The 14131-nt window shown below is 46.7% G+C and carries 15 protein-coding genes and 3 riboswitches; of the genes, 9 read left to right on the top strand and 6 right to left on the bottom strand.

The annotated features are described in order from the left end of the window. Nucleotides 1-4: 4 nt before the first annotated feature. A riboswitch (guanidine-I (ykkC/yxkD leader) is annotated at nt 5-107 on the bottom strand. Between the two features lie 157 nt (nt 108-264). Next, complete coding sequence (gene galE, locus PUN35_RS16145; RefSeq protein ID WP_014481325.1) at nt 265-1284, bottom strand: UDP-glucose 4-epimerase GalE; 1020 nt, start codon at nt 1282-1284, stop codon at nt 265-267. Nucleotides 1285-1524: 240 nt separating this feature from the next. On the opposite strand from galE, the gene PUN35_RS16140 reads away from it, so the two are divergent. The 9 genes from PUN35_RS16140 to PUN35_RS16100 all read left to right on the top strand — a co-directional run bounded on the left by PUN35_RS16140 (nt 1525) and on the right by PUN35_RS16100 (nt 9344). Beyond that, nucleotides 1525-1998: a DUF1453 family protein gene (locus PUN35_RS16140; protein WP_014481327.1), complete on the top strand. Its 474-nt coding sequence runs from the start codon at nt 1525-1527 to the stop codon at nt 1996-1998. Between the two features lie 17 nt (nt 1999-2015). After that, the gene (locus tag PUN35_RS16135; RefSeq protein WP_014481328.1) at nt 2016-3239 is read left to right on the top strand and encodes a sensor histidine kinase; all 1224 of its coding nucleotides are present in this window, start codon (nt 2016-2018) and stop codon (nt 3237-3239) included. Further along, on the top strand, nt 3226-3882 hold the full coding sequence (gene yxjL / locus PUN35_RS16130) for a two-component system response regulator YxJL (protein WP_014478409.1): 657 nt from the start codon (nt 3226-3228) through the stop codon (nt 3880-3882). Before PUN35_RS16135 ends, yxjL begins: the two co-directional genes overlap by 14 nt. Nucleotides 3883-3931: 49 nt before the next feature. Next, on the top strand, nt 3932-5164 hold the full coding sequence (pepT, locus tag PUN35_RS16125; RefSeq protein ID WP_014481329.1) for a peptidase T: 1233 nt from the start codon (nt 3932-3934) through the stop codon (nt 5162-5164). Between the two features lie 104 nt (nt 5165-5268). Continuing rightward, complete coding sequence (locus PUN35_RS16120) at nt 5269-5397, top strand: hypothetical protein (RefSeq protein ID WP_003227241.1); 129 nt, start codon at nt 5269-5271, stop codon at nt 5395-5397. A 298-nt stretch (nt 5398-5695) separates the two neighbouring features. After that, complete coding sequence (locus PUN35_RS16115; protein ID WP_072592570.1) at nt 5696-5950, top strand: hypothetical protein; 255 nt, start codon at nt 5696-5698, stop codon at nt 5948-5950. 128 nt (nt 5951-6078) lie between these two features. Further along, complete coding sequence (locus PUN35_RS16110) at nt 6079-6567, top strand: LURP-one-related/scramblase family protein (RefSeq protein ID WP_014481330.1); 489 nt, start codon at nt 6079-6081, stop codon at nt 6565-6567. A gap of 65 nt (nt 6568-6632) precedes the next feature. Beyond that, a riboswitch (SAM riboswitch) is annotated at nt 6633-6739 on the top strand. An 82-nt stretch (nt 6740-6821) separates the two neighbouring features. Next, nucleotides 6822-7955, top strand: a complete 1134-nt coding sequence (locus tag PUN35_RS16105; RefSeq protein WP_014481331.1) for a 5-methyltetrahydropteroyltriglutamate--homocysteine S-methyltransferase — start codon at nt 6822-6824, stop codon at nt 7953-7955. A gap of 68 nt (nt 7956-8023) precedes the next feature. Beyond that, a riboswitch (SAM riboswitch) is annotated at nt 8024-8130 on the top strand. A gap of 77 nt (nt 8131-8207) precedes the next feature. Continuing rightward, nucleotides 8208-9344 carry a 5-methyltetrahydropteroyltriglutamate--homocysteine S-methyltransferase gene (locus tag PUN35_RS16100; protein WP_014481332.1) on the top strand — a complete coding sequence of 379 codons (1137 nt, stop codon included), beginning with the start codon at nt 8208-8210 and terminating at the stop codon, nt 9342-9344. A 51-nt stretch (nt 9345-9395) separates the two neighbouring features. On the opposite strand, the gene PUN35_RS16095 is transcribed toward PUN35_RS16100, so the two are convergent. The 5 genes from PUN35_RS16095 to PUN35_RS16075 all read right to left on the bottom strand — a co-directional run bounded on the left by PUN35_RS16095 (nt 9396) and on the right by PUN35_RS16075 (nt 13993). Then, nucleotides 9396-10169 (bottom strand): 3-hydroxybutyrate dehydrogenase, encoded by a 774-nt coding sequence (locus PUN35_RS16095; protein WP_014481333.1) that lies wholly within the window; start codon nt 10167-10169, stop codon nt 9396-9398. Nucleotides 10170-10185: 16 nt separating this feature from the next. Next, entirely contained in the window at nt 10186-10836 is a 651-nt protein-coding gene (locus PUN35_RS16090; RefSeq protein ID WP_014481334.1) for a 3-oxoacid CoA-transferase subunit B, read from the bottom strand. Beyond that, nucleotides 10833-11549, bottom strand: coding sequence for a CoA transferase subunit A (locus PUN35_RS16085; RefSeq protein ID WP_014481335.1), 717 nt, complete (start codon nt 11547-11549; stop codon nt 10833-10835). Before PUN35_RS16085 ends, PUN35_RS16090 begins: the two co-directional genes overlap by 4 nt. Before the next feature lie 23 nt (nt 11550-11572). Beyond that, nucleotides 11573-12991, bottom strand: a complete 1419-nt coding sequence (locus tag PUN35_RS16080) for a GntP family permease (RefSeq protein ID WP_014481336.1) — start codon at nt 12989-12991, stop codon at nt 11573-11575. A 153-nt stretch (nt 12992-13144) separates the two neighbouring features. Further along, the gene (locus tag PUN35_RS16075) at nt 13145-13993 is read right to left on the bottom strand and encodes a methyltransferase domain-containing protein (RefSeq protein ID WP_014481338.1); all 849 of its coding nucleotides are present in this window, start codon (nt 13991-13993) and stop codon (nt 13145-13147) included. Nucleotides 13994-14131 lie beyond the last annotated feature (138 nt).

The following is a 14131-nucleotide window of genomic DNA, read 5'->3' as shown; positions in this document are numbered from 1 at the left end:
CAGAAACTCCTGGGCTTTTATCCCACCGTGTCATAACAGCCAAGCTGCTATGTGTTTTCTCTCGGTCACAGTCCAATTTGCATTGCGGAACCCTAGAAAACCACTGTTTTTATCATATCCTTTTCACTTTCCAATATTAGCATTATAAGGGACGGTTCGAATTGGTTCAAGGGGTATTTGCGGAACTGAAAAAACTTACAAGGGTACCTTAAGAGGCGTTCTTGTTCTTTAAAAAGGCCTTCTCTATTGAGAAGGCCTCCATTCTTATTCCGCACTCTTATACCCATTCACATTAGAAGACTGCCATCTCCAGGAATCAGCGCACATTTCCTCAAGGCCGCGTTTCGCTTCCCAGCCCAGATCCCGCTTGGCTTTCGCAGGATCTGCAAAGCATGTGGCGATGTCTCCCGGGCGGCGGTCCGCAAAACGGTACGGAACCTCTTTCCCTGACACTTTTTCAAAGGCTTTGACCATTTCAAGCACGCTGTAGCCTGTTCCTGTTCCAAGGTTGTATGCATCGGCTCCTGTAGAGTTCAATACTTTTTCCAGCGCCTTGACGTGGCCTTCTGCGAGATCAACGACGTGAATATAATCGCGTACGCCTGTCCCGTCTTTTGTCGGATAGTCATTTCCGAATACGCTTAATTGCTCGAGCTTCCCGACAGCTACCTGTGCCACATACGGCATAAGGTTATTTGGGATTCCGTTCGGGTCTTCACCGATCCGTCCGCTAGGATGCGCGCCGAACGGGTTAAAGTAACGAAGCAACGCAACGCTCCACTCATTGTCGGCTGTATGCAAGTCACGCAATATTTGTTCAAGCATGAGCTTCGTCTGCCCATAAGGATTTGTCGCGCCTAATGGAAAGTCCTCCGTAATCGGTGATGTTTCCGGAACGCCGTATACTGTCGCGGATGAACTGAACACAATTTTCTTGACGCCGTATTTCTCCATGGCCTCACATAAAATAAACGTTCCTGTTAGATTGTTATGATAATATTTGAGCGGAATCGCAACAGATTCACCGACTGCTTTTAACCCAGCAAAATGAATCACAGCTTCGATTTCATTTTCAGCAAAAACCGCATCTACTGCTTCCCGGTCCAATAAATCCGCTTCGTAGAACGTTAAATCTTTTCCCGTAATCTCCTTGACACGGTTCAGCGCCTCAGCCGAACTGTTGGACAGATTATCAAGAACAACAATCTCGTAGCCGCTGTTCAATAATTCAACACATGTGTGGCTGCCAATGTACCCGGCACCACCAGTAACAAGTATTGCCATGATGTAAACCCTCCTAAAAAATGACCTGCTATTATTATATAGTGTTTAGGACGGCTCCACATCCATTTTTAAGAAGTTTAATCGTTTATTAATAGTTTTTTCATATGTTATCAGCATTTTCACGCCATGTTACATGACTTTATGCAGCGCGAACAAGTATAGCAGCTGAAAAATCAATCTGCCGGTTGACGTTTTCCTTTCCCTTTTTCGCTATGCTTAATGCAGAAAGGATTTGATGACATGGCGATGAGCCCATATATTTTTATTGTATTGATTCTTATTATTTTATCGATGTACCGAGAGAGAGCTGTCAGACCCGGGAAGTTGCTGATCATTCCGCTGCTGCTCTTATGGGGCGTATCAGCATCGTTTCAGCCGGCGTATTTTCATTCCGTATTACATGTGGCGATCAGCGGCATTTTATTATTGATCGGGCTGGCCTGCGGGTTTGGCATTGGGAAGATGGTAAATGTACGGATTCACCCGGAAACCGGAAAGGTCACTTCACGCGGCTCACTTGGGAGTGTTATCCTCATTCTAGTGATACTTTCTTTGCGCATGGCCGCGAGAACATGGCTGCCTGAGAGCAACGAGATGTTTATTGCCATTATTCATTCTATGTTCTTCGTTCCCCTCGGCACCATCACAGCCCGCAACATCATGCTTTACAAAGCATACAGACAGCTGACCGCCGGCAAAGTATCCATTCAATAACCGAAAGAAGGACCAGCATGAACGGACAAACTCCGGCTCGGCACTACTACAAGAAGCTTGTGCCGAGCCTTATTCTCATTTTGAATTGCATACAATTTTTATCTCACCCAGCCAAAGCTGATCCCATTTTGTTAGCATTTGTATTTGCGGTATACTTAGCATTCATTTGGATCATTCCCTATGTGGCATCCACTGCTGTTAGTTTGAGCATATTCATCGGACTCTGGCTCCTGACCGATTTCTTTTGGGCTGTTTCCGGCCAAGAGCAGGGAGCCGCCTTTTTTTTACTCGTATTTTTAATGGTTTATGCAGCCATAAAGCTTCCTGCACGGCTGTCTTTGATCCTTACAGTGTGCCTAATTGGGGGCAATGCTTTCTTTTTGTATTCTGTTTTTGACAGCAGCTGGGACGATATCATCAGCAACATCTCGATCATGATCGGACTCTACGTCTTCTTCTCCTCCATGCGTTTCAGACGAGAAGCGAGAAAGGAGGCTGAACGGAATCATGCTGAATTGGCAAAAATGCATGTGCAGCTGGAGCATGCTCATAAAGAACTCCAGAAAGCGCATGCAGAGCTGCAGGAGGCTTCTGTTCTTTCATTAAGGTACGCGGTCCTTGAGGAACGTACAAGAATCGCCCGCGACATTCATGACAGTATCGGTCACGAGCTGACTTCTGTGATTGTTCAGCTTCAATCTCTTCCCTATATCCTCAAAAGCAGCAAGGAGGATTCAGAAAAAGTCATTCAAAATGTACTGAGTGTCGCCAGGGAATGTCTTCAAGAAGTACGGTCTGTCGTTCACCAAATGGGCCGTAGTGAATCGATGGTGGGGCTTACCGCTTTGCGGGGGCTCATTCATCAAGTGGAGGAACGGAGCGGCTTGCACGTTTCTTTAGATACTGCCGGACTGTCAGAAGAGTCTTGGCCTCCAAACGTGAGCGAAACGATCTACCGTATCTTGCAGGAAGCGCTGACCAATATCATTCGTCACGCTGACGCTTCTCATGCGGCGGCCGTCATTTCTAACGACAAGTCCCATCTCTATGTCACAATCACCGACGAAGGACAATTCACCGGCAGCCTTACTTATGGATTTGGCCTGACAGGAATGAAAGAGCGCGCAGAAAAAGCAGGCGGTTCCCTTACTTTCAGTGCCGTACAGCCGAGCGGCCTGAAAATTGAGCTGTCATTGCCGCTCACGACAACGCATAAGGAGCAAAAAGATGAACAAAGATAAAATACGCGTCGCGCTTGCCGATGATCAGCCGCTTGTGCGTGAAGGCTTCCGCTACGTCATCAACGCCCAGCCGGATATGACGGTTTCTGGTGAGGCCGGCGACGGTCACGATATTATAGCACTCGCAAAACAAACAAAACCCGATGTTATCCTCATGGATGTCCAGATGCCGCATTGCTCAGGCATCGAAGCGGCGAAAGACATTATGTCCGCACTTCCAGATACAAAGATAGTCATCTTAACGACCTTTGACACGGAGGAATACGTATTTGAAGGCATCCGTGCAGGCGCAGTCGGCTATCTGCTGAAGGATACACTTCCTGAGGAGTTGATAGATGCGATTCGCGCTGCGGCGAGAGGCGAGGCGATTTTCCGTACAGTCACAGCTGCTAAAATTATCAGTGAGACATTTCGAGCGAAGCAACAGCCCCATGCCGAAGAACTGGCAGAGCCGTTCACCAAAAGAGAGCTTGAGGTTCTTCAGCAAATGGCCTACGGATTGAGAAATGAGGATATTGCTGAAAAGCTTTTCGTCAGTGAAAGCACTGTGAAAACCCACGTGCACCGCATCCTGCAAAAATGCAATGCCCAAGACCGGACACAGGCAGTCGTATTTGCCATTCGAAACGGTATTGTGCAATAGAAATCTCTCATCCCGCCATGCTAAAATAAGACAAAGGAGATGATTGGAAATGAAAGAAGAAATCATTGAACGGTTTACTACATATGTAAAAGTCGACACACAGTCCGATGAATCAGTTGACACTTGTCCTTCCACACCCGGCCAATTGACATTAGGAAACATGCTCGTTGATGAATTGAAGTCAATCGGCATGCAGGATGCAGCCATTGATGAAAACGGCTATGTCATGGCAACTCTTCCCTCCAATACTGAAAAAGACGTGCCGACAATCGGTTTTCTCGCTCACGTCGACACCGCTACAGACTTTACCGGCAAAAACGTGAATCCGCAAATCATCGAAAGCTATGATGGAAAAGACATCGTTCTTAACGAAAAGCTGCAGGTCACCCTGTCACCTGATCAATTCCCTGAGCTGTCTGGCTATAAGGGCCATACACTCATCACCACAGACGGCACCACCCTTCTCGGCGCAGACAATAAGGCCGGTATCGCTGAAATCATGACAGCCATGGATTACCTCATCAAACACCCTGAAATCAAGCACGGTACAATCAGAGTCGCCTTTACGCCTGATGAAGAAATCGGAAGAGGGCCGCACAAATTTGATGTGAAACGGTTCAATGCTTCCTTTGCCTACACGGTTGACGGCGGGCCTCTCGGCGAGCTTGAATACGAAAGCTTCAATGCCGCTGCCGCAAAAATTACGATTAAAGGCAACAACGTACATCCCGGAACAGCTAAAGGGAAAATGATCAACTCTGCGAAAATCGCGATGAAGCTGAACAGCCTGCTGCCGGCAGACGAAGCGCCTGAATATACGGAAGGCTATGAAGGCTTCTACCACTTGCTGTCGATTCAAGGAGACGTAGAGGAAACAAAGCTCTACTACATTATTAGAGACTTTGACAAAGAGAATTTCCAAAACAGAAAAGAAACAATGAAGCGTGCCGTTGAAGAACTTCAAAACGAATACGGGCAAGACCGGATTCTGCTGGATATGAACGACCAATACTACAACATGAGAGAGAAAATTGAACCTGTCATCGAAATCGTCAACATTGCCAAGCAAGCAATGGAAAACCTCGGCATTGAACCGAAGATTTCCCCCATCCGCGGCGGCACCGACGGATCGCAACTGTCCTACATGGGGCTTCCGACGCCAAACATCTTTACAGGCGGGGAAAACTTCCACGGCAAATTTGAATACATCTCAGTTGATAATATGGTCAAAGCCGTAAATGTCATCGTTGAGATTGCAAAGCAGTTTGAAGCGCAAGCCTAATGCCAAAAGCCAGTCCAAAAAAGGACTGGTTTTTTTGTGTGAAAATGAAACATTTTAAACACGTCCTCCGTAAAACAAGTATCAACAAATGAGGAGGAAAAACAATGACAAAACATGCAATCGCTGCAAAGAGTCTCTTGAAAAAATGGATCATTTCCAGGCCGCTTAACATGCAAAAGAAATCCAGCCCATTTCAAAAAATCAGAAAAATGTTCAAACGCTTCTTCAAATAAAACATTCAAATCCCCAAGATACAATCCGTATTCACCCGTACCGCCCAAATGCTCCGAAATTTGGGTTTTTTGTGTTCAATTCCGCAAAATAGGGTATAAACCAAACAAGCAAGAAAACAGCACCCAAAAACAGGCAATTTGAATTACGAAAACTTAGGTTAAAAGTTATATAAAGGAATTTATTTTATCGTCGATAGTAACTATAGAACCAATCATCAACAAGAGCAAACAGCGTAATTCAAGACTATTTTCAGGTCATCAGGTAATACTGTTTTAGAGGGACAGTTTCTTATTATTTATTGATTTAGAATTTTTTGAATACTTTTTGGCATTTTATCCGTACAATAGAGAGTACCAAAACTTTTTTTGGGAGGTATGTAATATGATCCTATTTATTATCATCGCATTATGCGGCTATCTTCTTTTTTCTTTCAGCAAGGACAATCGCCGCAAACCGCAAAAGACAAGCCCTCTGCCAGCAGCCGCACCTCATCACAACAACCTAATCGACCTTGACGCCATCCGCCAAAAACGCCGGATGCATCTTTCCTAATTCTATATTTCAAACGAAAAGGCTGCTGAATCACGCAGCCTTTTAAAATTGGTTTGATTTAGAGCCTGAAACCTTTTCGCCACCTATCCGTAATTTCATACAAGGCAAACCCAAAGGAGACTTCAGCAATGATCGAGTTATTTATGAAACAAAAAATGTTCTCATTTAAAGATGCATTTCACATTTATGACCGGGATGAACAAGAAACATTCAAGGTGGAGGGGCGTTTTTTCTCGTTAGGAGACTCATTACAAATGACAGACTCATCTGGGAAAACGCTCGTTTCCATAGAACAAAAACTAATGTCTTTATTGCCGCGCTATGAGATTTCAATTGGCGGGAAAACAGTTTGTGAGGTAACGAAGAAAGTAACGTTTTTCAAACCGAAATTTGTGATTTCCGGGCTTAACTGGGAAATCGATGGTGATTTATGGAGGGATGAATTCCAGCTGACGGACGGGGAAAATGTCCGGATGTCAGTGAGCAAAAAGTGGCTCAGTTGGGGTGATTCCTATCACTTGCAGATTGCAAACGAGGGAGATGTTCTGATTTGCACTGCCATCGCTATCGTGCTTGATATGGTTTTATATAACGATGAAGATGAAAGTATTTTCTAAAAAGCATTGACAATTGATCCAAAAGTAATAATATTAAGATAATTGAAATCTGAATATGAAGTTGTACCTTATCAAGAGAGGTGGAGGGACTGGCCCTATGATACCCGGCAACCGCTGTTTCAAACAGAATGGTGCTAAATCCTTAAGAACATTGCGTTCTTGCAGATGAGGCGGAGATTTGATCGTTCAAGCTCTTCCTTACACAAAGGAAGAGCTTTTTACATGCTCAATATTTCAGAAAAGAGGCGAATAACATGGCTCAACAAACGAATGTTGCAGGACAAAAAACAGAAAAACAACGCAAAGCACCTTTCCGCGCCGATCATGTCGGCAGTTTGCTTCGTTCCGTTCCGGTGAAGGAATCCCGGCAAAAAAAAGCGGCTGGTGAGATGACAGCGGAACAGCTTCGTGATATCGAAAATCAAGAGATCACCCGCATCGTGGAAAAACAAAAAGAAATCGGTCTCGATGTGGTAACAGACGGGGAATTCCGACGTTCCTGGTGGCATTATGACTTCCTGGAAGGACTTGACGGTGTGGAACCGTTCATCCCGGCTGAGGGAATTCAGTTCCATAACACAAAAACGAAAGCGCGCAGCATCAAAGTGACGGGAAAACTCGATTTTACGAGCCACCCAGCGCTTGCTGATTATCAATTTTTACATGAGATTGCTGGTAACGCGACGCCAAAATTGACCATTCCCAGCCCAAATATGCTGTTTTTTGGCGAAAAGGCGGATAAAGGGATTTATGACGATCAAGAGGAATACTTTCATGATCTGGCCCAAGCGTACAAAAAAGCAATCAAAGCCTTCTATGATGCTGGCTGCCGTTATCTCCAGCTCGATGATACGTCATGGTCTCTCTTCTTTGAGGAAAAAGGCAGAGAGGTTGTCCGGGCGCTCGGCGGCGATCCAGAAACATTGCCAGCCATATTTGCCAAAACAATTAACGATGCCGTCGCAGACCGGCCTGACGATTTAACGATCACAATGCACATTTGCCGCGGCAACTTCCGCTCAACCTGGGCGGCATCAGGAGGGTACGACGCTGTAGCGGAAACGATTTTGGACGGCTTAAACCTTGACGGCCTTTTCTTGGAATACGATGATGACCGCTCCGGAAACTTTGATCCGCTCCGTTTTGTGAAGCGCAAGGATCTGCAAATTGTGCTCGGCTTGATCACATCGAAATACGGCGAGCTTGAAAATCCTGAGGATGTGAAACGCCGTATCAATGAAGCCGCGCGTTTTGTCAGCTTGGACCAGCTATGCCTGAGCCCGCAGTGCGGTTTCGCCTCTACAGAAGAAGGCAACCTTCTGACAGAGGAGCAGCAATGGGCAAAGCTTCGCCATGTCATCGACATTGCCAACGATGTGTGGAGATAATCTATCATTGACAGAAATAGAAAATGTGTGAATAATAGATACTATCAGAAAATTTCATAAAAAGGTTTTCCTTATCAAGAGAGGTGGAGGGACTGGCCCTGCGATACCCGGCAACCGCTGTTTAACAGAATGGTGCTAAATCCTTTAGAGCAATGATTGCTCTTGAAGATAAGGTTGAGATTGTCACGCAAGCTCTTCCTTATCCAAAGGAAGAGCTTTTTTACATTTGAATGGAAAGAAGGAATGGACAACATGTCACAACAAACAACACCCGCAGAACAAAAATCACTTCAAAGAAAAAAACCGCCGTTTCGCGCGGATCAAGTCGGAAGCCTGTTGAGATCTGAGCCCGTTAAAAAAGCGCGGCTGCAAAAAGCGGCCGGCGATATTACGGCTGAGCAGCTTCGCCAGATCGAAAACGATGAAATTATCCGCATTGTGGAAAAACAGAAGGAAACCGGCCTGAACGTCGTGACAGACGGTGAATTCCGCAGAGCATGGTGGCACTTTGATTTCCTGGAAAACTTAGATGGCGTTGAGCCGTTTACTCCTGAGCAAGGCATTCAATTCCATAACGTACAGACAAAAGCACGCGGCATTAAAGTCACAGGTGATATCGACTTTTCAACTCACCCAATGCTTGAAGATTACTCATTTCTCCATAGCATTGCCGGTGACGCGACGCCAAAGATGACGATTCCAAGCCCGAATATGCTGTTTTTCCGCGGAAAATTGGAAAAAGGTGCATACAAAAACGACTATCACCTTTTCCAGCATGATGTATCCAAAGCATATAAAAAAGCGATTCAAGCGTTTTATGACAGAGGCTGCCGCTACCTCCAGCTTGATGATACAGCGTGGGCCGTTTTCTTATCTGAAAAAGGCTTAAAACAAATCGAAGCGTTCGGAACAACGCCTGACGAGCTTCGTCAGCTGTTTGCGAAATCCATTAATGACGCGATTGCAGACCGTCCTGATGACTTGACCGTAACCATGCATATTTGCCGCGGCAACTTCCAGTCCACTTGGACAGCGGAAGGCGGCTATGACGCAGCAGCCGAAACCATTTTTGACGGCTTGAATCTTGACGGCCTTTTCTTAGAGTATGATGATTCACGCTCAGGCGGATTTGAGCCGCTCCGTTACGTAAAACGGCCTGATCTTCAGCTTGTTCTTGGCTTAGTGACATCTAAATTCGGTGAGCTTGAACATCCGGACGATGTAAAACGCCGTATCGAAGAAGCATCCCGTTATGTAAGCTTAGACCAGCTTTGCCTCAGCCCTCAATGCGGATTCGCTTCAACTGAGGAAGGCAACAAGCTGACTGAAGAACAGCAATGGGCGAAGCTCCGCCATGTGGTTGAGATCGCTAATGATGTTTGGAAATAAGAAAAGAAAAAACACACTTGATTCCCTAGCGGAGCAAGTGTGTTTTTTATGTCATTGTGCGGTGTAGCCCCCATCAAGGACGACAGCCTGCCCAGTGACGCCCTTCGCCTTCTCGCTTGCCAAAAACACGGCATAATCCGCAATTTCCTTGACGGAAAGCAGTCGCTTTTGCGGCACAAGCGGAAAAATGACTTGTTCAAGTACAGAGTCGTAAGGGACATTTCTAGTTTTCGATAGATCGCTAAGCTGATTGCGTACAAGCTGGGTATCGACATAACCCGGGCAGAGCGCATTGACTGTAATGCCGTGGGGCGCGCCTTCCAGCGCCCCTACTTTTGTGAGTCCAATGACGCCGTGCTTGGCGCTATTATAAGCGGATTTCCCTGCAAAGCCGACTAATCCATTAACAGACGCGATATTAATGATTCTGCCAAACTGCTGTTTTTTCATGATCGGAAAAACATGCTTCATTGCAATAAAGGGGGCCGTCAGCATGACCTTGATCAGCTGTTCAAAGGTGTCTGTCGGAAACTCTTCAATCGGAGCGACGTGCTGAATACCGGCATTGTTCACCAAAATATCCAAGCGGCCGTATTGTTTTTGGATGACGTTCACCGTATCAGCAACTTGCGCTTCCTTTGTCACATCATACGGAATGGCCGCCGCGTCAAAGCCTTCTTCTGCAAGTTTGGAGGCTGCTTTTTCACATGCTTCCGGACGGAGGTCTGAAACGATGACGCTGGCACCTTCCCGGGCGAATTCTCTTGCCATTTCGAATCCGATTCCGCCGGCAGCCCCTGTCACCAAGGCGACTTGTTTTCTCATGTCAAACACCTTCCCATTAAGAATTGAGTACAGACTGGCTTACAGCGAAATCAGCTTCTGTTTTTTCATAAACCTCTTCAATTGTGACACCATCCTGAAGCTCCGTCAGTGTCATGCGGCCGTTCACAAAATCAAATACAGCCAAATCCGTAATCAGCCTGTGCACGACTTTCTGGCCTGTCAGCGGAAGGGAGCATGTTTTTTTCACCTTTAATTCACCATGCTTATTGACGTGATCCATGATGACAACGATTCGTTTCGCCCCGTTGACGAGATCCATGGCGCCGCCCATCCCTTTTACCATTTTGCCCGGGATCATCCAATTGGCCAAATCCCCCTGCTCCGAAACCTCCATTCCGCCGAGAATAGCCAAATCGATATGCCCGCCTCTTATCATCGCGAATGACTCAGCGCTGTCAAAATAAGAGGCGCCGGTCACTTCAGTGATCGTTTCCTTTCCCGCATTGATCAAATCCGCGTCTTCCGTTCCTTCCAGAGGATAGGGGCCAATTCCGAGCAAGCCGTTTTCCGACTGAAGCATGACGTGAACGCCATCGGGTATCTCATTTGTGACAAGCGTCGGCATTCCAATCCCGAGATTCACATTCATGCCGTCCTTGATTTCTTGTACAGCCCGTTTGACCATTCGTTTTCTCGCTTCCTTCACTTGGCCTCACCCTTTCCCGATGCTTGCTGAACTGTTCGTTTTTCAATCCGTTTTTCTTGGCTCGCGCCAAGCACGACATGCTGTACGTAAATTCCCGGCGTATGGATGTGATCTGGATCGAGCTCTCCTGCTTCCACGATTTCTTCCGCCTCGGCAATCGTGATCTTGCCTGCCATGGCGGCAATGGGATTGAAATTTCTCGCCGTTTTCCGAAAAACCAAATTGCCCATGGTGTCCGCTTTCCACGCTTTGACGATCGCCACATCGCCGGTAATGCCTCGCTCCAGCACATAAGTTCGGCCGCCGAATGTTTTATGTTCTTTTCCCTCGGCTATGGAGGTGCCGACGCCTGTCGCCGTATAAAATCCCGGTATGCCTGCACCGCCTGCACGAATTCTCTCAGCGAGCGTTCCTTGGGGAACAAGCTCGACCTCAAGCTCTCCGCTTAAAAACTGCCGCTCAAAAATTTTATTTTCACCGACATAGGAAGCAATCATTTTCTTGATTTGCTTGTTAGCCAGAAGCAAACCAAGCCCCCAGTCATCGACTCCGCAGTTATTGCTGACAACGGTTAAATCCTTTACTCCCTGATCTCTTATAGACAAAATGAGCTGTTCAGGGATGCCGCACAGCCCAAACCCTCCCGCGATCAGCGTATCCCCATCATGAATCAATTTCGCAGCTTCCTTGCTTGATGACAGCACTTTTCCCATATTGATGCCCCTTTCGTTTTCTTCTACACTAGACCAGTCAGGCTGTAAATCGCGATCACAGCAAATACGGCAGCCGTTTTGATGAGCGTGATTGCAAAAATATCGCGATACGATTGCCTGTGAGTCAGTCCCGTCACAGCCAGAAGCGTAATGACGGCGCCATTATGCGGCAGTGTGTCCATCCCGCCTGATGCCATTGAAATGACTCGATGCATCACCTCCGGCGGAATATTATAAGCCTGAATCGCCTGTAAGTACTGCTCTGACATCGCGCTTAACGCAATGCCCATTCCTCCTGAAGCCGAGCCGGTGATTCCCGCCAGCGCAGTTGTCGTAACGGCGCCATTTACAAGCGGATCGGTAAAAGTATGTGAAATACCGCTGCTCAGCTTATGAAACCCCGGCAGCGCGGCGATAATGCCGCCGAACCCGTACTCGGCACCCGTATTCATAGATGCCAGCAAGGCGCCGCCAATTCCTTCATTCAGCCCTTCCTTCAATTGGGCAAACACACTTCTCCAATCAAATAAAATCGTTGTGATGATGCCAATCACTAAAGCAATCTCCACCGACCAAATAGCAGCCGCTGAAGAAATATCAAGCCTGCCGAACTCCTTTAATCCTATGGAAGAAAAATCAAATCCATTCGGATACCACTTTGGCAGGTAAATGGTGAAATATTTATTCACTGCACCGACGAGAATAAGCGGGACAAAGGCAAGCGCGTGCCGAATCGGGCTTTTTTCCGGTTCAGCCGCGGACTCAATCGATTCAGGAGCAGGAGCATTCTGCGAATCAAAACCGCCATATCCTTCGCCAGATGCCTGCGCTTTCTTCCGCCTTGATTCCAAATAGAGCATCCCAGCTGCCAGCACAATCACTGCGCCCATCAAGCCCAGCCAAGGGGCGGCATAAATGTCTGTTTTGAAAAACGACGTCGGGATGACATTTTGGATTTGCGGCGTCCCCGGAAGTGCGTCCATCGTAAACGTAAAAGCACCTAAAGCAATCGTTCCCGGGATGAGGCGTTTTGGTATGTTTGCTTCTTGGAACATGTTTTTCGCAAAAGGATATACGGCAAATACGACAACAAACAGGCTGACACCGCTGTACGTCAAGACAGCACCCATCAGCACAATGGCAAGTATCGCTCTTTTTGCCCCGACAAGCCGGACAATTGTTTTCGCGATTGATACCGCAAGCCCGGCCATTTCAACGACCTTTCCAAAAATGGCACCGAGCAAAAACACTGGGAAATACAGCTTAATAAAACCCGCCATCTTCTCCATAAAAATTGATGAAAAAAAAGGAAGCACATGGCTTGGATCTGTCAGCAGCACCGCGAATAACGCGCAAATCGGCGCAAACAATATGACAGAAAATCCCCGATACGCCGTAAACATCAGCAAACCTAACGCCAATAGAATGATGATCAGTTCCACACACACATCCCCCGTTTCCGCGAACTAGAAAGCGTTTACATAAACCTGTCCGCATCGGCTGTTTCCGTCCCCTTTCCATATGTACGAGAAGCATGGGCCAACTATTCCGATTAAAAAAGGAAAGCTCCTTTTTTCGGAGCTTTCCTCTGCCATTCATTTCATTCCTATTAGGATATCAACATCAACCGTAATATCGGCTGTTTTCATCTCTTTCAGGAAGCTGACTCGATCTTTCGGCGCCGACCAGGCAAGCGGCGTCATCTTGAGAAGCCAGTGGATCGCCTGCTGGTCAAGCGTTTTAACATAGCGCAGCCTGACAGGACGGCTGTGTGCAGCATTTGCTGTAAAACGCTCAACAGCTGCCGCATTGGAATACGTGCGCCTTGGTGAATCAGTATATAAAAATTGCCTTAATTCTATTAAATAGTCGCTTCGCGGCACTACTTTTACGAGCATGCCATCATTCTTCAGCAGTCTATGAAACTCTGCATAATTGGACGGCGAAAAAATAGACAGCACAACATCAAATTGGCGATCATGAAAAGGAGCACGCGCCACATCGGCAACCGCCCACATCTGATCTTTGAATGCCTTAGAAGCTTTTAAGATCCCATCCTTCGAAAGATCTATGCCGGTTCCTATCGCTGCTTTCCCTGCATAATCAAACCCGCAAAGCGCATTCAAATGAGAACCCTCACCGCAACCGCTGTCCAGGATGGTAAATGCCTCATGACCAGATGTGGGATGACTGATGAGTTCTGCAATCGCCTCATGGAGCGGGTCAAAAAAACCACATTCTCCAATCAGCCTGCTCCTCGCTTCAAAAAGCTCAGCACCGTAACTGGTTTTGACCGGCTTCGTCAGAAAGTTCACGTAGCCGTGCCGAGATAGATCAAATGTATGTCCTCGTTCTGTACAAATCAAGCTTTTCCCTGATGCCGCATCCATAGAAGAATCGCAGAGCGGGCATCGAAACATGCTGAAATCAACTGTTCGCTTCATGATAAAAACACCTCATTCATTCATTTTTAGATAAATGAAAAAGGCATAGACAAATAAACCTAGGCCTATCTCAAAAATTGGCCAGGTCTGGCAGTTTGTCTACACCTGTCATTATCTATAACGAATGAATTGGATAAT

The sequence above is a fragment of the Bacillus sp. N3378-2at genome (assembly GCF_033412715.1).
In the GTDB taxonomy this organism is placed as follows: domain Bacteria; phylum Bacillota; class Bacilli; order Bacillales; family Bacillaceae; genus Bacillus; species Bacillus subtilis.
The sequence above is the reverse complement of the archived record's forward strand: the minus strand, read 5'-3'. Positions and strand labels throughout refer to the sequence as shown.